This window comes from Thiocystis violascens DSM 198 (assembly GCF_000227745.2).
Classification (GTDB): Bacteria; Pseudomonadota; Gammaproteobacteria; order Chromatiales; family Chromatiaceae; genus Chromatium; species Chromatium violascens.
In genome coordinates, this window is sequence record NC_018012.1 from 2,184,663 (window position 1) to 2,204,125 (window position 19,463).

Consider the following 19,463-nt stretch of genomic DNA (forward strand, 5'->3'; position numbering starts at 1 on the left):
TATTTGCGACTCATTCTCTTCCTTAAATTGCATAACGTGTTCTAGATTGCATGCAAAAATCCATGTACTAGGCTGCATTCAGCCTAGTATGGGAAGTATCCTCACCCCAGCCGACAACTCGATTAACTCATCGGCCCGCAACCTGACCTTAAACCGACTTGGCGGCGCGTTCCGTCCCTCGCTTGACCGGCATCCCCTGCCAAACCCCGCTGGTCTCGCCCGTCCCGACACCCTCGAAAAAGCCCCGCATCGCGACGAACCGCTCCTTGTTCGCCAGTGCCGAATTGATGACCTGCGCCAACGAACCCGCCCCGGCCGGCCCCATCAGCGGACGCGCCGAGATCAGATTGGTGAAATAGAGCGCGGGGATCATGCGTTCCTTGGCCGCCTGCACCACCGGCGTGGTGCCGATGGCGAGATCCGGCTCCAGCGATTTGACCGCCGCCAGATCCTGCTCCAGCGAGGCGCGGAACTGAACCGGGACACCATGCGCGTCGAGCCAGGCGAGATCGCTCTCGTTCCAGGGGGTGCGCGGACAGGCGGTGCCGACATAGGGCACTTCGGCCCCGGATTCGATCAGCAGACGCGCGACCAGCAGCTCGGAGCCTTCGTAGCCGGAGACGATGACGCGACCCTTGATGGGCATGGCCGCCAATGCCCCGCCGATGGCCGGGAGGAATTTGTTCTTGGCGGCGTCGACCTTGTCCTGGGCGATCCCGCACGCCTGACCGATGGCGTCCAGCCAGGTCGCGGTGCCATCCCGACCCACGGGCGCGGAGCCGACGATGGGCCGACCGGCGGCGGCGAATTCGCGACAGGAGGCGGTGTATTGCGGATGGATGGCGGCGGCGACGGCGCAATCGAGCGCGGCATAGAGTTCGCGCCATTCGCGAGTCGGCACCACGGGACCGGTCGCCAGACCCAGCGGCTCCAGCATCATGCCGATCCCGACCGGGTCGGCCGGGAACATCTCGCCGAGCAGGGTCACCGTGGGCCGTTCGCTGCGTCCGCCGCGCGGCGCCTGGACCGGTCCTTGTTCCGCCTCGTGACGGGCGTAATGGAGCATGGCGCCCGACAGCACATCCTTAGCCTCGGCATGGGTCGGCACGCCGAAACCGGGCACGTCGATCCCGAGGATACGCACCCCGTTGAGCTGCTTGGGCAGCAGTCGCAGCGGCACGCCCGAGGCGGTCGGCACGCAGAGATTGATGGCGACGATGGTGTCGTAGCGGTCGGGATCGGCGAGTTTCTGGACCGCCTCGCGCACGTCCTCGAACAGCCGGCCCGAGACCAGCGATTCGGAATCGAAGGGCACGTAGCCGATGGAACGCCGGGCACCGTAGAAATGCGCGGTAAAACTCAGGCCATAGACGCAACAGCCGGAGCCGACCAGCAGCATGGCCGTGCGGCGCATGCGCAGACCAACCCTCAGCGCGCCAAAGGCCGGACACATGGTCTGCGGCTGATCATGGGGGCCAGCCGGATAGTCGGCGGCGAACCGCTTCAGCAACTCGGCATTCCCCGCCTTGGCGGTGGCGGATTTCAGCGTCTCGGCGCTAGAGCAGCCGCCGGCTTCAAGGTTTTCCGGTATCTCGGAAGGCTGCCGGGATAAGTCGTTTGCCATCGGAGTCTCCCGCCGCGAATCAGACATCATCGTAAACGACTTCAAGCGAAGGCTTGACGATCGCCGAGGCATTGCACATATCGGCCGGCGTTGCCGGCTCCAGCGTGACGTGTCGACCCACCTCGTCGCCCTTGAAGAGATTCAGCAAGGCCTCGTGCGCGAGCGGTTTCGGTTTCACCGGCGGCGCCAGTCCGACATTGGTGGCCAGTTCCTCGAACAGCGGTCCCCAGGCATCGCCCGGTCGACCGACGATCTCGTAATTCGCGCTCTTGCGCCGGATCTCCTCGTGGGCGGGGATGGTCGCCAGGATCGGGATGCCGACCGCCTCGGCGAACGCCTTTGCCTCGCCCGTGCCATCGTCCTTGTTGATGACCATGCCCGCCACGCCGACGTTTCCGCCCAGCCCGGTGAAATAGTCCACGGCCGAGCAGACATTGTTGGCCACGTACAGCGATTGCAGATCGTTGGAGCCGACGACGATGACCTTCTGGCACAGATCGCGGGCGATCGGCAGGCCGAAGCCGCCGCAAACCACGTCGCCCAGGAAATCCAGCAGGACATAATCGAAGTCCCATTCATGGAAGCCCAGGCTTTCCAGCAACTCGAAGCCGTGGATGATGCCGCGCCCGCCGCAGCCGCGTCCGACCTCGGGACCGCCGAGTTCCATGGCGAAGACGCCGTCGCGCTTGAAGCAGACATCGCCGATGGTGACCGCTTCCCCGGCGCGCTTCTTCTCGCTGGAGGTGCTCAGGATGGTCGGACAGGAACGCCCGCCAAAGAGCAAGCTTGCCGTATCGCTTTTGGGATCGCAGCCGATCAGCAGCACCTTTTTGCCCTGCTGCGCCATCATGTAGGACAGGTTGGCGAGCGTGAAGCTCTTGCCGATGCCGCCCTTGCCATAGATGGCGATGATCTGGGTCTCCTTGATCGCCGGCGACGCGCTGGACGCGGGACCGTTGAGGGGTACATTCACGATAGGTTTCTCCAATCAAGAATCATCTTCAGGCAGGAAGGATCGCCAAAGGCGGTGCGATAGGCCGCGTGGGCCTCGGTCGCGGGCAGGCGATGGGTAATGAGACCGTCGAGCGACAGACGCCCGGAATCCAGCAGCGCGCGCACCGCCGCCAGATCGGCCGGTTGGAATTCGGCCGCGATGCGGAAACGCGCCTCGCGCATGAAGGCGGGCGGAAAGGTGAACGCCACCGGTTGGCTGTAGAAGCCGCCGAGGATGATCTCGCCGCCGCGCGCCAGGCGGGCGATCAGGCTGTCGAGGATGGCGGAATCGCCGCTCATGTCGCAGATGGAGCGATAGTCCCGGCGCGGATCGTCGTCCGGCGCCAGCACCTCGTAGCCGTAGCCCTCGGCACCCTGCCGGCGCTCGGGGTTGGTCTCCCAGACCACCGGTCGCGTGCCCTCCCCCAGCGCCGCGATGCGCGCCAGCAGACGCCCGAGCACGCCGTGCCCGACGATCAATTCGACATGCGGCGACGCGGGACCGGCGATGGCGTGATAGGCCGTCGCCGCCAGCGCCATCAGCACGGACTGTTCGCCGAATTTTTCGTCGACCGGCACCATCCGACTGCCCGGCGCAACCACGCGCGAGGCCGCGCCGCCGAACAGACCGCGTACCTCTCCATAACAACGCGCGCCAGGGACGAAGACCCGCTGCCCGACCGTCAGCCCGGCCTGCAGGCCGGCGAAGATGACGCGACCGACGGATTCGTAACCGGGAACGAGCGGATAGCCCATGCCGGGAAAGTCCGGCATGCGACCCGACCAGAGCAGGCGTTCGGTGCCGGTGCTGATGCCGCTCCATTCGATATCGACCACAACATCGGCGTCGCCCGGCGGCGTGAGCGCGAGCCGCTGGAGCGAGAGACGTTCGGGTTGTTCGAGGACGACGGCGAGTGCTTCGAGAGTCGGCGTATCGGGGTTCAAGATGTGGGCTCGACAAGTTGAATCTGACGGATTCGCCAGTTTAACGAAAGTTGAGTGTCAGTCTAGGGTGACAGGGCGGGATATTGATCTGGATTGATAAAAAGCCGCGCGCGTCGAGGATGGAAAAGCGCTGCTCTTCACTGAGTCGCGTCAGGATCGGCTGGCGGTTATTTTCTCGCTAGTTGTCTGTAAACCTCATCGTCGTTGCGTTTACCAATCACCAGGATCCGCAAATCCTCGTCCCGCACCTCGTAGACAATCCGGTATGGACCATTCAGATCGACTGAGCAACCGTCATGTACTCTCTCAAGAAGGATCTCCGGATCGTGAGCGAAAGGCTGGGCGCGAACAGAAAATCGGTGGAGTCTATCCCGGAAATCAATTGGATTCCGCGATCGTCCCTTGCCCAAGCCGTTCTCATTTTAGGTGATTTCCGGGAAAGACTTTACCGATTTCCGTTCGTCCTGAGTCCTGAGCGGAGCCGAAGGGTCGAAGGATGACCGGAAATCGCGCTCCGAGGCTGACATTGCAGCCGTTCATGGTTCGACAAGCTCACCACGAACGGCTGCAATGTCACCACGAACGGCTGCAATGTCACCACGAACGGCTGCAATGTCACCACGAACGGTTGCAATTTAGGTATGAACTTTGCCAAAAATCACCTTAGCGTTATCCGTCATCGTAGAGCCCGCTTGCGGGCGACATGACACGCCAAAAGCCTTTAGGTCTGCCAACCCCCGTCGCCCGCAAGCAAACCCGCAGGCCCGCAAGTCGCCCGCAAGCGGGCTCCTACGTCAAAACGAGACCTTCTACCCCGCCCGCCGCGCCAGCAGCAATTGAGTCAGGATCGGCTGACGCGTCGACACCGCGCGTACCCGATCGAATTCGGCAACCAGCAGCATCTGTTCCAGTTCGCGCGGCGTCCGCGGACGTCCGCTCCCCATCGCCAGCAGATAGAAACCGAAATAGGCATCGCCGATCGGCTCGGCGCCCGGGGTTCCGGACATCGGTTCCGCCACCATCAGCGTCCCACCAGGCGGCAGACCGCGCCGGGCCGCGACCATGATGGCCTGCGCGACCGCGTCATCGTGATCGTGGAGCACCCGCACCAGCGAGACGAGATCCGCGCCTTCCGGCAGGGGATCGCGCAGCACGTCGCCACCGACCGCCGTGGCGCGATCCGCCAGCCCTTCACGCTCGAAACGCGCGCGGGCACGGTCCGCCACGGCGGGCAGATCGAAGAGGATGACGCGCAGATGCGGCCAGCGTTTGGCCGCCGCGACCAGGAAGGTACCGTCGCCGCCGCCCAGATCGAGCAGACAGCGATGATCCTTCAGCGAATAGACATCGAGCACTTCGCCAGCGATGAGCTGCTGGGAGTCGGCCATCAGGTCGGTATAGCCGCCGACGGCCTGATCTCGCGCGGACGCCGGCGCATCGGCGCCGACATAGGCCCAGTAATCCTTGAGATCGTGCCGCTCGGCCTCGCCGCGCAGCAGCGCAACGGGATCGCTCAGATCGGCATAGACCATCGCATGATGCTCGATCATGGACGTGATACCGGAATTTCCCATCATGGCCGCGCCAAGTTCGCCCAAAGCATAGCAATCCGCGCCCCGCGATTCGACCAGACGCAGACTGGCCGCCGCGCGCAGGAGCCGGCGCGCGCCATCGGGCGGCAAAGCGAGACGTTTCGCCACCTCATCGGCCGTTTGCGGCCCCTCGGACAACAGATCGAACAGACGCAGACGCACGCAGGCGAACAGGATCTGGGAATAGACGAACCCGGCCACAATATCGAACAGCTCGCGCGCCCGACGACGGGCGATGGGTCGCGTCAGGGGAAAACTCGCGGCCCACCGTTGAAAGCGGGGATTCGCGAGCACACGATTACGAAGGGTCAACCAGCGATCGGGAATCCGCACGGAGAGGTTACCTATGACACACGCACAACACAGCCCGCGGCGTTCAAGGAGACAGGAGGAACGGTCAGGCCGCCCGCTGAGCCAGGTTCTTCGGCATGATGTGCCGGGACTCCGCCATCAGCACCTCGGCCAACTGATCGCGGCCCGGACAGGCCGGAATCGCGTCGATGGCGCCCTTGACCAGTTGCCGGAGCCGATCGATGGCGCCGTCGACACCCAGTTCGCCTGCCGCGCTCGGACGGTTGAGCAGGGCGTCGCGGCCAACCGGCTTGCCGACTTCCTGGGCGCTCGCGGCCACGTCACGCAGATCGTCCGCGACCTGATAGGCCTCGCCGATGCGATCGCCGACCACCCGCCAGGCATCCGCGTCCGCGCCCGCCACTTGGGCGCCGGCGGCGGTGGCCGCAGCGAACAGGGAGCCGGTCTTGGCGCGGTGATAATCCTCGACCGACACGCGCGGCTCGCACTCCCAGGCTTGACCCGCGGTGATCCCGAAGGGCATGCCCACGGAGCGGCTGACGGTCAGCAGCAGAGGCCCGAGGCGCTCGGGCGTCGCGGCGAGACTGCGCGCCAGATGCTCGAAAGCCAGGATGATCAGGGCATCGCCCGCCAGCACGGCCAGCGGCTCGCCAAAGGCGCGATGCACGGAGGGCATGCCGCGACGCAAGGGAGAATCGTCGAAACAGGGCAGATCGTCATGCACCAGCGAGGCGCAATGCAGCAGCTCGATCGACGCACCGACGGCATCGGCCGCCGCGAAATCGCGGCTTCCGCACGCGGCGGCGACCGCGAGACAGAGGCGCGGGCGGACCCGCGCACCACTGGGAAACACCGCATGGCGAACCGCCTCGGCCAAGCGAGGCGGACAGCCGGCGATGGCCACCGTGTCTATTGCAGCGGCCAAGGCCCGCTCGATTCTCGTGGTGGCATCCATCGGTGATCCCCCGGTAACCGCTTTCATATGTAAGAAATGATTGACACTTAATAGTGTCATCTACAATAGACATCAACGCCCTAGGCGTCAATGCGAATCAAAAGAGGCCGTAGCCAGATGCCCACAAAAAGCGTGATCGTCATCGGCGCCGGGATCGGAGGTCTCGTGACCGCCGTTCAGCTCGCGTCGCACGGCCTCAAGGTCAGGGTGCTCGAACGCGCGGAAACACCGGGCGGCAAGATGCGCGAGGTCATCGTTGGCGGTCGTCGGATCGACGCCGGGCCTTCGGTCTTTACCATGCGCTGGGTGTTCGAGGAGATCTTCGCGGAGGCCGGCGTCTCGCTTGCCGACTATTTGCAACTCCGACCGGTTGAGATATTAGCACGCCACGCCTGGAGCGAGGATGAGCGTCTGGACCTGTTCGCCGACCAGGAGCGCTCCGTCAACGCCATCGGGGATTTCGCCGGCGCCGCCGCCGCCGAAGGTTATCGCGCCTTCTGTAAGCAGGCCCGGGCCATCCATGAAACCCTGGACGCGCCCTTCATCCGCGCCTCGCGACCCAGCCCGTTGGGATTGCTCGGTCGCTGCGGGCTAAACGGATTCGCAAGTCTGGGCAACATCAAGCCCTACGATAGCCTGTGGCGGACATTGGGCGTGTACTTTAAAGACCAGCGACTGCGCCAGTTGTTCGGCCGTTACTCCACCTATTGCGGATCGTCCCCGTTCCTGGCCCCGGCGACGCTGATGCTGATCGCCCATGTGGAACAGCAAGGCGTTTGGCTAGTGGAGGGCGGGATGCATCAAACCGCCGTCGCGCTGGCACGGCTCTCTCAAGCACTTGGCGCGACCATTCAATACGAGATGGACGTGTCGGAAATCCTGGTCGAACGTGGGCGAGCGGCCGGTGTCCGGCTTGCCAACGGAGAAACCATCGCCGCCGATGCCGTCGTGTTCAATGGCGACGTCGCCGCCCTGTCCAAGGGTCAACTCGGCGCACGGGTCGCGAAGGCGGTCACCCCAGCCCGGCCCAACAGCAGATCCCTTTCGGCGATCACCTGGAATCTGGTGGCCGAGACCGAGGGTTTCCCGTTACTTCGGCACAATGTTTTTTTCGCGCGGGATTACGCCGCCGAATTCGATGATCTCTTCAACCGCTCCCGCACCCCACGGGAGGGGACAGTCTACGTCTGTGCTCAGGATCGCGGCGACCGCGACGAGACGGTCCCGAGCAAACCCGAGCGACTGTTATGCCTGTTGAACGCCCCTGCCACCGGCGATAGGCATGCATTCGACGCTTCGGAGATCGAGCACTGCGAGGAGCGGGTCTTCTCCCTATTGCAACGCTGTGGTCTGCGGGTGCACAGACACCCCGAGAACAGCCTGGTCACGACACCCGAAGTATTTAATCGCCTCTTCCCGGCCACCGGGGGTGCCCTGTACGGTCAAGCGACCCACGGTTGGACGGCAGCCTTCATGCGACCGGCTTCCCGCGGCAAGATCCCGGGCTTGTATCTGGCGGGGGGCAGCGTGCATCCTGGCGCGGGCGTGCCAATGGTGGCGCTGTCGGGTCGGCTGGCGGCCGCGAGCCTGCTTGCGGACATCGGTTCGACCTGACAGTCATACCTGGCAATTAGGCGAATTCCGGAAATGACTTTACCAAGCGCTAAACCCGTAGGAGCCCGCTTGCGGGCGACGGGTGGGGCACACGTAAGGTATTTAGGCGGGTCACGTCGCCCGCAAGCGGGCTCCTACGGTATTGATCCAGCCACGCCAGCTCACGATCCTTTTCCATCCATGCGGAGCCCTGACCTTCATTCAGCGCAATGCCCGCGGTATCCGGAACGGTAACAGCACTTGCACCCAGCGCGAGTCGAAGCGGTCGAGGCACACGCTCTCATGCATCGCGGTCACCGGCTCGCCGAGCAGGTGCGTCTCCAGCACGGACCGCGTGTAAAATGGTGTGTTCTCCAGGGTTTCGGTCACGCGCGCGGTCTGTTGCGGGTCCACCCGGGTGCCGCGTTGCATCAGCCAGGCCGTGGTCGGTAACGTCGCGTGCGGCGGCACATCGATCCGTTCCACGTCGCCCGCCGGATCGAAGTGCAGGCCCAGCTCTGTCCGGTGCCCATCGCGCCGCGCCGCGTCATAGAGGACTGCGGTGCCGCCATCCTTTAGCTCGGCGCGCGACCACTCCCAGTAGCGGAACGCCTTCTCCAGCGGTTCGCTGCCCCAGTTGGAATCGAGATAGCCGTGGCCCGCCCAACTCAGGGCCGGCTGGTCGAGTTGCACCTCGACGCGCGCGCCTGGGGCAATCGGTGCCCAGCGATGGCGCCCCGCGCCATCCAGAAAATACGGCTGGCCGGCCACCGTGCGCGGATACAGCTTGACCGTGCCGCGGATGCGCCGGGGAATCGGCACCGCGATTTCCTCAATCCGGATGGTCAGACAGGTGCCGTCCCAGGACAGCGCGCTTGGCCCGATCTCCAGCCGGGAAGCGTCCCGCCGTAGCGCGGAGCGGCCCCGCTCGGTCATGCTCCAGCGTTTGCACGCGCCGTAGAGCGCGACATTCAGCGAGTTATGATTCAGCGGATCGCTGTCGCCGCGCCGGCGCGCCCAGGCGTAGTAGGGGGAAAAGCAACTGCCGACCTGCGCGATCAGCGTGATCCCATGCCGCCGGTCGTCGCTGAAGGCGTCGACATACCACCAAAGATAGCCCTCCGGCATGACCGGCGCGTCGAAGCGCGGTCCGCAGCCAGGCTCGCAGCCACCCGCCAGCGCGAGTTCGTCGCCATGGATACCCTCGGCACCAGGGGCGCGCCCAGCCCCTTGCGGGGAGGCGTCATCTCGAACGCCGTGGGTCTGGCTGCCTTCATTGCCTCCAGCTAGCGATGCATCGTCAGCCAGCGGCGCGCCAGGTTGCCGAAAGTCTATTCCTCGCATAAAGCCATCTCCGAATTTAAACCGCGCCCGGTGCGGTATGCGATGTTTTTAGATTGGGTCGGCCTTGGCACCATCGACGATCACCAGAGTTGGCGCGGTTTAAGATATTAAATAATATAAAATTTCAAACCGCGTCTCCACTGAGGCTGGTGAAATCCCCAGTGCTAAACACAAACTGAAAATTACGCATATCGCGCTGGACGCAGTTTCGCGTCACCAATAGCTCATCGGCTTGGCCACCATCCAATACAGACCGGCGAGCAGCGGCACCGTCGAGAGAAGGCCCCAGATCAGCCAGGTGCGGCTGTCTTTTCGATACTCTGGCGGCACCTCGCCGATGACCGCAAAATCCTGCGCCCAACGTGCCTGCCTGACCTGAATCGGCACGAGAATACCCAGCCAAACGGCCCCCGCCAACGCCAGCATGAGTTGGCCGAGGACGATCCAGGGGGTTTCGATCACCGACATGTGACCCACGTAAGCCGCGCCGTAGCCACCGACAACCATCAAAAAACCGCCCGAGAGGGTAAACGAAAAGTCAGTCACCGTCACCAACCATTGGGCGAACGCCATGATTTGCGTCTTGTTCGTGCGATCGGCAAACACCTTCCAGAGGGCGGTGACCGTGACATTTCCAGCCATCAAGACAAGCCCTAGAATATGTATGGATTTGAAAAATGCATACAACATAATTGACACTCACCGCAAAGTTTAGAGGAGAGAAGGGTACCGATCCCCCAAGGGCGCTGACGCGGGCAGTATTGTCATGAATATGCGTCGGTGGCTGGAGAATGATCGGATGATTCGGGAGCCTATCAGGCCTGCTCAGGAAGACATCGTCAACCTCGATGCGGCGAAACACACCGCTGGACGGGCCTAAAACCGCACCGCTGGCGAGTTATTCTAGTGTCGGACAGGCGCCCTGCATAGGTATTTATACGGTACCGACTGGGCGACTGTCGGCGTCGTTGTGCTAAACTGCACCTCCGCAAAAATCCGTTTGCGCCGACGCGGGCCAATTGGGATTGGCTTCGGCGATGGCCGAAGCGGTCTTGGTCCCTGCGAATCAACCCGATATCAGGAGGCTTATTTTGAAAGTCGTTGTTTTCGGCGCGACCGGCAAGGCCGGGCGCGCGGTCGCGTTGACCTTGCTGGCGGCGGGACATCAGGTGACTGCCTTTGGACGCAGTCCGGCGAAGCTCCCCGCACAGAAAGGAATCTCCATGATCGTGGGCGATGCCATGAACGCCGTCGATGTGGCGTCCGCCGTGGCCGGTCAGGATGCCGTCGTGGTCAGCCTGGGCGATTCCCTCAACCCCGTTGTCCTGAAGCTGGGAGCCAGGCTGGGAGTTAAACGCAACACCCATCCCAACATCTGCGAGGTCGGCACGGCCAACGTGATCGCCGCGATGGCGGCCGCCTCGGTCAAGCGGTTGATCTGCACCACCGCCTACGGTGTCGGCGACACGCGCGACAGGTTGTCGCCATTGTTCAGGCTGTGGTTCCGCGTCCTGCAGTTGGGCGAGCAGTTGGCTGACAAGGAGCGGCAAGAGACGCTGGTCAAGGACAGCGGCCTGGACTGGACACTGATCCAACCGGTCGGCCTGACCGACGGCGCCGCCACCGGACGCTGGCTGGCCAGCACCTCGGGCGATCGGCGCAAGCGAACCGTCAGCCGGGTCGATCTCGCTGACTTCATTGCCCAAGTCCTAGAGGGTGGCGGCTACGTGCGGGAGACGGTCGTCTTGTCGCAACTCGCCATATCGGAACGAGATTTTGCGACAAACGCGGTTTGATCTCTCTGGTTCTTTCGCCATCGCGACGATAACCCGTTGGCATTCTTTCACGCGACCGGCGCCGCCGATCGCTCCGAACGCCGCATCACTGACTCGAACCTCACCCCGGCCAGCCGTTCCGATATCTCCCAGAGACGGGCGGCGGCCGGGCCGTCCAGCGCCTTGGTCGGAATCTTGGCCGTTCCGGGCGGACCCTTGAGTTCGTGCCATCCCGAGGGTCCGTAGAACCCGCCGCCTCGCGCATCCGGCGACGTCGCGGCGAACAGGATCGGCAAGGCGGCTAGCCCAGCCGGCGGGCTGAACGGAAGCAAGACCGGCTTCGCGATCCGCCAGAGCACCGCTCGCAAACCGCGCGAGGCGGGTCCGTTGCCGATGATGTCGGTGCGGGCATAGCCCGGATGGGCCGCCATGCCATCGATCCCCCAGCCAGCGGCCTCGCTGCGGCACTGGATTTCCAATGCCAACATCAGCAGCGCCAGCTTGGTCATCCCATAGGTCCGGAACGGGACATAGGCTTGTTCCGATTGCAGGTCGGTGAGATCGATCGAATCCAAATCCGCGGCAAGGCTGCTGACGTTGACCACGCGCGCGCCGGGGATGCGCCGCAGCAGCGGTAGCAGCCGGGCCGTCAGGGCAAAATGACCGAGATAGTTGGTGGCGAACTGAAGCTCGAAGCCGTCGACCGTCACTTGCCGTTTGGGAAGCGCCATGACCCCGGCATTATTGACGAGTAGGTCGATGCCACGACCCACGACAAGCAGCGTCTCCGCGAAGGCGGCTACCGAGTCGAGCGAGGCCAAGTCGAGCCGCTCGAAGCGCACTGTCGCGCCAGGATGAGCAGCGCGGATGCGCGCCAGGGCATTCGCGGCCTTGGTCTCGTTGCGGCCCGCCAGCACGACATCGGCACCCGCTCCCGCCAGCGCGAGCGCCGTCTCGTAACCGAGCCCGCCGGTAGCTCCGGTGACGACGGCCAGCCGCCCGCGTTGTGACGGGATGTCGACAGTTGTCCAGCCCATCGTCCATTGATCTCCAGTAAATAGAGGTAGATGCGCGTCAAGTTACGGGGAACGCCTAGGCACTGCATTGACATTTTTGGAGTCGGCCCCGCATGCGGAGTCGCGTTTCATCCATGACCCGCTCCCGCACATGCCGGTTTGGCTCTCGCTTGCCGGACGCCGACACCCTGGATCTCATGTAACCGCCCCGGCAGTTGGCCGATGCGCCACGGCCAGGACGTAATCGAACCCGTCATGCAGCGACGTCTTGGACATGCGGCGAAGCAGCCAGCCCACGGGGCCAAGCCGCCGGCGCAGCCCCGGATCATCAACCAGGGCGCGAGACCAGCCCGGGAGCACCTGATCGCGGATCGAGTTCACCCGCACCGCCTCGAACCCGGCCGCGGCGAGCTTCGCGGCGTAGACCTCGCGCGGGTAGACATTGGCGCGCGGCACCGAGAGCGCGGCGCGGACGGCATCGTTCAGCAACGCCCGCAACGGATGGCGCCACGGATCGACAGCGGGTCCAGTCGGAATCGAGTCGGCGAGCACCAGGCGCCCGCCCGGCCGCAGCAGGCGAGCGGCCTCGGCAAAAAAGCGCTCGCGGGTCTCGAAGTGGAAGGCGCATTCAAGCGCGATGACCACGTCGCAACAGGCGTCCGGCAGTCCGGTCGCGGTGGCCGAGCCTTCGCGCAGATCGATCCGCTCCTCCAGGCCGAGTTCCCGGACGCGCTCCCGTGCTACCCGCACCTGTTTAGGCGTGATGTTCAGGCCGATGATCCGCCGCGGGGAAAAGTGTCGGATCCAGTGGATATCCTGGTCGGCGAACCCGAAGCCGACATCCACGACCTCGTCGGCACTCGTGAGGCCGGCCGTCCGACCAACCAGATCGACCATCGCCTCGCAGGCCTCGTCGATGGTCCGCGCCCCGTCCCAGTAGCCCAGGTTCAGGTACAACCCGCGCTCGGTGAAGGCGTGGGTCGACGCGATCCGGTAAAGCCAGCGCGCCGGCAGGGTCGGGATCAGCCCGGCACCGCCACTGAATGCACCCTTGGATTCGCTCATGGCAGCCTCCTTCGACTGGCGGCCTGGAAAACCAATTGCCTCGTCAACCTTTGGCCGAGTCCAGGCGACTCCGCTCTTGCCAGCGTTGCCGCAGATCGACCAGGTGTATGACAAGCGCAACGAGGAACAGGGATGAGATCCAAACCCAGGCGGCACCAGAGAGGGCCGCGCGCGCGGCCAGCAACAGACAGGTACCGGGGGCGAGGATGAGCAGGGTTGAGAGCGGCGGCAAGGGGCAGCGGCCCATCCGCCACAGCACCATGAGTAGGATCGCCTCCAGGCCAATCAGTAACAGGACCAAGTCGATGGAGCGCCCGCTTGTAAAGAATTCAGTCATGGTCTCTTCCTTCTGCCTTATTAAGCGATCATTGTGCCGAAACGATACCGAAGAGGAAATTCAACCGCTCGCGACCGGGTATTGGTTCAATACTAAGCCCCCGGTCAGTGCGAGGGCAAGGCGGTCGATGGCAGAGGAAGGCGGATCCGCGGTGGTCTGGAGCAGCCCGGAAGAGCGGCGGACTGGCTGGCAGGGGTGAACCACCGCAGTAGATGCCTGCTACAAAGCATGGCCCATGCAGCAGTCTTGTCATGGGGTTTTGTCATTGCCCCCGACCAGCGAGCGTCGCTAGGCTTGCGTTCAGCCGCCAGCGCTTTCATCGCCCGGTTCAAGTCTCAAGCGTTTCCCACCGGGCTCTAGCCCGGCGACGAAAGCGAAACCTGCGAGCAATTTCGACATCTGTTCAGGATATGTCATGACACAGGCTCCTCTAACGGGCGGTCGCGCCGTCCCAAGCACGCGCGTCAACCGCCTCTGGCATCTCGGGCGCGCGACCACCGACCTCGCGGCTGGCATCGGCGTGCGGGGCCTGATCGATCTCGCGCGGGGCAATGGCGCATCGAACAGCGTTCAACTGAGTCCGGCGGCCCTTCAGCGCGTCACGAGTCGGCTCGCGCACATGCGCGGCGCGGTGATGAAGATGGGGCAGCTCATGTCCATGGACGGGTCGGACGTCCTCACGCCCGAGGCCGCCGCCATCCTGGGCACGCTCTGCGATCGCGCCGAGTCCATGCCGCTCAGCCAACTCGCGCCCCTGCTTGAGACCGAATACGGCAAGGACTGGAATCGACGCTTCCGGCGTTTCGGCTTCACGCCGGTCGCGGCCGCCTCCATTGGCCAGGTGCATCGCGCGGAGACCGCAGACGGACGTCATCTGGCGCTGAAGATTCAGTTCCCCGGCGTGCGCGAGAGCATCGATAGCGACATGGATAATCTCGTCTTCATCAGCCGCGCCATCAAGGGGATGGATCTGCAACCGATGTTCGCGGAGGCCCGCCGCCAGTTGCACCAGGAAGCCGACTACGAGGCCGAAGCCAACGCGCTGGAGACCTATCGCGGCCTGGTCGGCGAGGGCGCCGATTTCTTCGTCCCCGATGTGCATCGTGACTTCAGTACCGGGCGTATCCTGGCGATGGATTTCGCCGAGGGCATCGCGATCGATCGACTGGCCGCGCCGGAATTCACCCGGCATGACCGCGATCGCGCCGCCAACCTCGTCATGGAAATCGTCCTGCTTGAGCTGTTCCAGTTCAGCCTCGTGCAGACCGATCCGAACTTCGGCAATTTTCTCTATCAAATCGACACCGGCCGCGTCGTGCTGCTGGATTTCGGCTCCACCCACCCGGTTCCGCCCGCCATCGTCTCCGGCTATCGCGATCTGATCCGGGCCGCGATGGCGGACGACCGCGCGGCCATGTACCAGAGCGCCATCGCGCTGGGCTTCGCCCGCGAGGACACGCCGCTCGAGCAGACCGAGGCCATGCTCGATCTCATGCGCCTGTCGAGCGAAATGATGCGCCACCAGGGGCCTTATGATTTCGGCGCCTCCGACCTGTTCAAGCGCATCTACGAGCGCGGTCGGCAACTTCACGAGGAGGGCGCCTTCAGCCAGTTGCCCGATCCATCCAGCATGTTTCTGTACCGCAAGTTCCTCGGCGCCTTCATGCTCTGCCGCCGACTGCGCGCGCGGGTGGATCTGCCACGTCTGCTCGAACCCTATCTGTAAGGCAATCGACCGGATGAAATCATGTTGGCACAGCATAGGTGACCGGCTTTCACGCCCAGTTCATCGATACAGCCTTACGCGAGCATCGCGATGAGCCTCTCCGCCGCGCGCGCGGCGCCGTCGACAGGCTCCAGTTCAGCGGTCAGTCGGGTCGCGGCCTGCTCATACCGGGGCGTGCTCAGGACGCGTTCCAAGGCTCGAACCAGTTTGGGGGCGGTGAGCCTGCGCAACGGGATCACGCGCGCGACGCCGAGTTTGGTCGTGCGGAGGGCATTGTCCGGCTGATCGAAGGCCAGGGGCACGATCACCTGTGGGCGCCCGGAGCGCATGGCCCGCGCCAAGGTTCCGATTCCGCCCTGATGGACGACCGCGACCGCATGCGGGAAAACCGCTGAGTAGGGCAAATAGGGGAACGCCCTGATCCCGGGAGGAAGCTCGCCGAGTTGAGTCGGCCCGGTCAGCAGCACGGCCCGACGCCCCAGCCGCACCGCAGCCGACACCGCGTGTTCCCAGAACGAACCGGCAACCAACACGGCCAAGGATCCCAGCGCAAACACGAGCGGCGCTTCACCCTCGGCGAGAAAGGCCCTGAACTCGGCGAGTTGATCCGGATCGGCCTCACCGTCATAAACCGGGTTCCCGGTGATCTCGGTGCGTGCCGGCCAATCCGGCTGCGGTGCAGCGAGCGCCCGGTCGAACAGCGCCAAGTTCAGATAGGGTGAATACTGCCCCTCGAACAGGGCCGGACCGGCCAATGCCGAGACGCCAAGCTCGCGACGCAGCGCGTGCAGCGGGGCCTCCCAGGCGAAGACCTGCTTCCTGCCCATGGCGAACGCCGCGCGATGGAACCTCGGCCCGAGCCGACGCAATCCAAACAGCCAGGCCGCCGAGGGGATCAGCGGCGGGTCGTAGGTCGACATGAAGGACATCGGTGTCAGCAGGGTCGCCACCCAGGGCAGCCGACGCTGCTCGGCGACGATGGGCACTGTCATGCCAAGGGTCTGCGAGACCAGCAAATCGACACCGCTCGCCGCCTCCACCATCACCTGGTAGGTCTCGCGCAGTTGGGGCATCACCAGCTCGCGCACCAGGAACTCTTCGCCCCCGCGCGCAGTGAGCACGGCGAGCATCCGCTCCATGGCCGCCTGACCGTCGCCCTGAACGCTTGCCGTTGGGATCGTTTCGACGAACCCGACCCCCGCGCGCTCGACGGATTGCCGGTGTTCCCCGTTGGTGGCGATCACTGCGCCGTGTCCGCGCTCAAGCAGGGCCTTGGCCACCGCGATGTAAGGGTGAAGATCTCCGAGAGACCCCATGGTCGAAAAGAGAAGACGGGCCATGGCTCTCTCACTCTAAACCGCGTCCAGCACCAGGGGCCGTGCGTGGCACGGCGGGCGTGAACACTGAAACAGCGCTGCTCGCTCTGGACGCGGTTTCGTTAACGCATGCTGACCGCGCGCTCGCGTTCTTCGAGTTGCTCGAACAACTCCAGCACCCAGATCACGCGACTGCCGCCGCTGCCCAAGGCTGGGCTCCTCTTCAGTTGCGGTGTCGCGGCAACGACGGCGTCGACCAGGAAGCGCGTTTCTTCGAGGGCGGGGGCGGCGATATAACGCGAGGTCAGGATAGCCTTGCCGAGGATGGGCGCCAAGAGTTGCAACTTCCGCTGCGGCGGCACCACGGCGCGACGGGAGATGGAATCCAGTCCGTGCCGCTCCACCTGACGCCCGATCTCGGAGTAGAGATAACGCGCGGCATTGATTCCCGCCCGACAGTTGATGGGCAACCCGGCGATGCCGGCATCCGAACGCTGATAGAGCATCTCCGCCGCCTGCAACAGACGCTGGACCACGGACGCCAGCGCCTCGTTGAAAACGGGTTCCTTGAGCCACTCGTCCGGGTCGATCCCCACCTCGCGCAGCCATTGCCGGGGCAGATAGAGCCGACCGTTGCGCGCATCCTCGCCCACGTCACGGCAGATGTTGGTGAGCTGCATGGCCACGCCCAGATCGCAGGCACGGGCGACGAGTTCCGCCGAGCGCGCGCCCATCAGGGTTGCCATCATGGCGCCGACGGTGCCGGCGACCCGCGCCGAATAGTCGTAAATGCCTGAAAGATCCTCGTAGCGGCGTCCTTCCGCGTCCCACTCGAAGCCCTCCAGCAGGGCTTCGAGCAGACGCTTCGGCATGGCGAAATTCACCACGACATCGGCCAGCGCGCGATCGGCCGGATCGTCGATCGGACAGCCGTCATAGATCCGGTCCAGCCGCTTATGGAGCATGGTCAGGGCTGCGGCTTGCGCCACCGGATCACCCTCGACGCAATCGATGGCATCGTCGGCAATGCGGCAGAAGGCATAGAGCGCGATGGCCGGATCGCGGAAGCGCTGCGGCAACAAAAAGGAAGCCGCATAAAACGAGCGCGAGCCGTCGCGCAGCAGGTCGCGACAAGCGGCGATATCCGCCGCCGACGCATGCGAGGTCACTGGACCCATCGAATTAGACATAGGTTGAGGCATCGGGCACCACCGTATCGAGGACACGGGCCGACGATAGGACACCGGGCACACCCGCGCCCGGATGCGTCCCCGCACCGACCAAGTAAAGACCATCCACCTCTTCGCTTTGATTGTGCGGGCGGAACCACGCACTCTGCATGAGGATGGGCTCAAGACTAAATCCAGCCCCATGATAAGACAGCAGGCGATCCTGAAAATCCTGGGGTGTCGTGACGAGCGAGGTCGCAATCTGATCTTCCAGCCCTGGAAGGATCGTTTCACTCAGATAACGGGCGATCCGGGCGCGATAGGGTTCGGCCTCGGCCGCCCAGTCGGTCCCGCCGCCAAGATGCGGCACGGGGGCCAGCACATAGAAGGTATCGCAACCCTCCGGGGCCAGACTCGGATCGGTCGCCGTCGGGCGATGCAGATAGAGGCTGAAGTCCTTAGCCAGCGTCTTGTGCTTGAAGATGTCGTCCAGCAGTTCCCGATAACGCGGGCCGAGCATGATGGTGTGGTGTTTCACGTCGGGGTACTGGCGCTTGGTGCCGAAATACCAGACGAACAGACCATTGGAATACTTGGCGCGCTCAAGACGCTTGTCGGTCCAATGCTTGCGAACGCTCGCTGGCAGCAGCTTACGGTAGGTGGTCGCGGCATCGGCGTTGGAGATGATGACCGGGGCCGCGATCTCCTCGCCGGACGCCAGACGCACCCCGGTCGCTCGGCGATCCTTGACCAGGATCTCGGACACTTCTTCCTTGTAACGGATGTCCCCGCCCTGCCCTTCGATCAGACTGACCATTCCCTTGACCAGCGATCCGGTGCCGCCCATGGCCGAATGCACGCCCCATTTGCGCTCCAGGAAGGAGATCAGAACATAGATGGACGTGACCGTGAAGGGATTGCCGCCGATCAGCAGCGGATGGAAGGAGAGCACCTGCCGGATGAACGGATCCTTGATGTACTTGGAGACCATCCCATAGACCGTGCGATAGCTCTGCAGCAGGGCCATCTCGGGCACGATCCGCGCCATGTCCGTCCAAGACGTAAAGGGCACATGCGCCAGATCTTCGAAGCCGACCTTGAAGACGGACTCGCTCATTTTCATGAAGCGGTCATAGCCATCCGCGTCGGCGGGCGAGAACTGCCGGATCTGCGCCTTGACCGCCTCCGCGTCGCCGTTGTAATCGAAGATCCGGCCGTCGTCGAAACGAATCCGATAGAAGGGATCCATCAACTTGAGTTCGATCTCGTCGGAGAACACGCGACCGCAGAGGCCCCAGAGTTCGTCGAGCAAAAAGGGCGCGGTAATGATGGTCGGCCCGGCGTCGAAGGTGAAGCCGTCCTGCTTGTGAACGTAGGCACGCCCGCCAGGGGCATCGAGACGTTCGAGGACCGTGACCCGATAACCGCGCGCGCCAAGCCGCACCGCGGCGGCCAGGCCGCCAAAACCGCTGCCGATCACGACCGCGCGTGGTTTGGTCAAATCGGAATTCATTTCAGAAATGTGGGGGGCGGCGAGTGTCAAGTCTGCATTACCTAAGTCTATGTCAATACAGATTGACAGTATAGCAGGATCCTTGCCGTGTCAGACCCTGCGTACAGACCAAAGATTGACAGGAATCAGGCGCCGGGGCATTGCGGTGTTGAAAACAGCGGAGAACGGACAAGGATGATCGGCCTCCT

Annotated in this window: 16 protein-coding genes; 3 read left to right on the forward strand and 13 right to left on the reverse strand. The window is 64.0% G+C overall.

The window, feature by feature from the left end:
• Positions 1–148 precede the first annotated feature (148 nt).
• The 5 genes from bchY to THIVI_RS09715 form a co-directional block, all read right to left on the reverse strand.
• Positions 149–1,624 (reverse strand): chlorophyllide a reductase subunit Y, encoded by a 1,476-nt coding sequence (gene bchY, locus THIVI_RS09695; protein ID WP_014778423.1) that lies wholly within the window; start codon positions 1,622–1,624, stop codon positions 149–151.
• A 19-nt stretch (positions 1,625–1,643) separates the two neighbouring features.
• On the reverse strand, positions 1,644–2,597 hold the full coding sequence (locus THIVI_RS09700; protein ID WP_014778424.1) for a chlorophyllide a reductase iron protein subunit X: 954 nt from the start codon (positions 2,595–2,597) through the stop codon (positions 1,644–1,646).
• The gene (gene bchC / locus THIVI_RS09705; protein WP_014778425.1) at positions 2,594–3,562 is read right to left on the reverse strand and encodes a chlorophyll synthesis pathway protein BchC; all 969 of its coding nucleotides are present in this window, start codon (positions 3,560–3,562) and stop codon (positions 2,594–2,596) included. The genes THIVI_RS09700 and bchC overlap by 4 nt, the downstream gene beginning before the upstream one ends.
• 809 nt (positions 3,563–4,371) lie before the next feature.
• Positions 4,372–5,466 (reverse strand): methyltransferase, encoded by a 1,095-nt coding sequence (locus THIVI_RS09710; protein ID WP_342610591.1) that lies wholly within the window; start codon positions 5,464–5,466, stop codon positions 4,372–4,374.
• 85 nt (positions 5,467–5,551) lie between these two features.
• Entirely contained in the window at positions 5,552–6,421 is an 870-nt protein-coding gene (locus tag THIVI_RS09715) for a polyprenyl synthetase family protein (protein WP_014778427.1), read from the reverse strand.
• Positions 6,422–6,538: 117 nt separating this feature from the next.
• Between THIVI_RS09715 and crtD the strand changes: the two genes are divergently transcribed.
• A complete protein-coding gene (gene crtD / locus THIVI_RS09720; RefSeq protein ID WP_014778428.1) occupies positions 6,539–8,035 on the forward strand; it encodes a 1-hydroxycarotenoid 3,4-desaturase CrtD in 1,497 nt (498 codons plus the stop codon).
• Between the two features lie 201 nt (positions 8,036–8,236).
• On the opposite strand, the gene THIVI_RS09725 is transcribed toward crtD, so the two are convergent.
• Positions 8,237–9,358, reverse strand: a complete 1,122-nt coding sequence (locus THIVI_RS09725) for a carotenoid 1,2-hydratase (RefSeq protein ID WP_014778429.1) — start codon at positions 9,356–9,358, stop codon at positions 8,237–8,239.
• A gap of 213 nt (positions 9,359–9,571) precedes the next feature.
• Entirely contained in the window at positions 9,572–10,048 is a 477-nt protein-coding gene (locus THIVI_RS09730) for a DUF2269 family protein (protein ID WP_014778430.1), read from the reverse strand.
• A 347-nt stretch (positions 10,049–10,395) separates the two neighbouring features.
• Between THIVI_RS09730 and THIVI_RS09735 the strand changes: the two genes are divergently transcribed.
• Positions 10,396–11,154, forward strand: a complete 759-nt coding sequence (locus THIVI_RS09735; protein WP_157174419.1) for an NAD(P)-dependent oxidoreductase — start codon at positions 10,396–10,398, stop codon at positions 11,152–11,154.
• A gap of 47 nt (positions 11,155–11,201) precedes the next feature.
• Here the strand turns inward: THIVI_RS09735 and THIVI_RS09740 are convergent, their stop codons facing one another.
• The 3 genes from THIVI_RS09740 to THIVI_RS09750 all read right to left on the reverse strand — a co-directional run bounded on the left by THIVI_RS09740 (position 11,202) and on the right by THIVI_RS09750 (position 13,551).
• Positions 11,202–12,170, reverse strand: coding sequence for an SDR family oxidoreductase (locus THIVI_RS09740; protein ID WP_014778432.1), 969 nt, complete (start codon positions 12,168–12,170; stop codon positions 11,202–11,204).
• Between the two features lie 174 nt (positions 12,171–12,344).
• Entirely contained in the window at positions 12,345–13,214 is an 870-nt protein-coding gene (locus tag THIVI_RS09745) for an SAM-dependent methyltransferase (RefSeq protein ID WP_014778433.1), read from the reverse strand.
• Between the two features lie 43 nt (positions 13,215–13,257).
• Complete coding sequence (locus tag THIVI_RS09750; RefSeq protein ID WP_014778434.1) at positions 13,258–13,551, reverse strand: hypothetical protein; 294 nt, start codon at positions 13,549–13,551, stop codon at positions 13,258–13,260.
• A gap of 415 nt (positions 13,552–13,966) precedes the next feature.
• On the opposite strand from THIVI_RS09750, the gene THIVI_RS09755 reads away from it, so the two are divergent.
• Entirely contained in the window at positions 13,967–15,277 is a 1,311-nt protein-coding gene (locus tag THIVI_RS09755) for an ABC1 kinase family protein (RefSeq protein ID WP_014778435.1), read from the forward strand.
• Positions 15,278–15,351: 74 nt separating this feature from the next.
• Here THIVI_RS09755 and THIVI_RS09760 read toward each other — a convergent pair whose 3' ends face one another.
• From THIVI_RS09760 to THIVI_RS09770, 3 genes are all read right to left on the reverse strand, one after another.
• Positions 15,352–16,617: a glycosyltransferase gene (locus THIVI_RS09760; RefSeq protein ID WP_014778436.1), complete on the reverse strand. Its 1,266-nt coding sequence runs from the start codon at positions 16,615–16,617 to the stop codon at positions 15,352–15,354.
• Between the two features lie 98 nt (positions 16,618–16,715).
• A complete protein-coding gene (locus THIVI_RS09765) occupies positions 16,716–17,783 on the reverse strand; it encodes a phytoene/squalene synthase family protein (protein WP_245537416.1) in 1,068 nt (355 codons plus the stop codon).
• Positions 17,776–19,275 carry a phytoene desaturase gene (locus tag THIVI_RS09770; RefSeq protein ID WP_041446925.1) on the reverse strand — a complete coding sequence of 500 codons (1,500 nt, stop codon included), beginning with the start codon at positions 19,273–19,275 and terminating at the stop codon, positions 17,776–17,778. The genes THIVI_RS09765 and THIVI_RS09770 overlap by 8 nt, the downstream gene beginning before the upstream one ends.
• Positions 19,276–19,463: the final 188 nt, after the last annotated feature.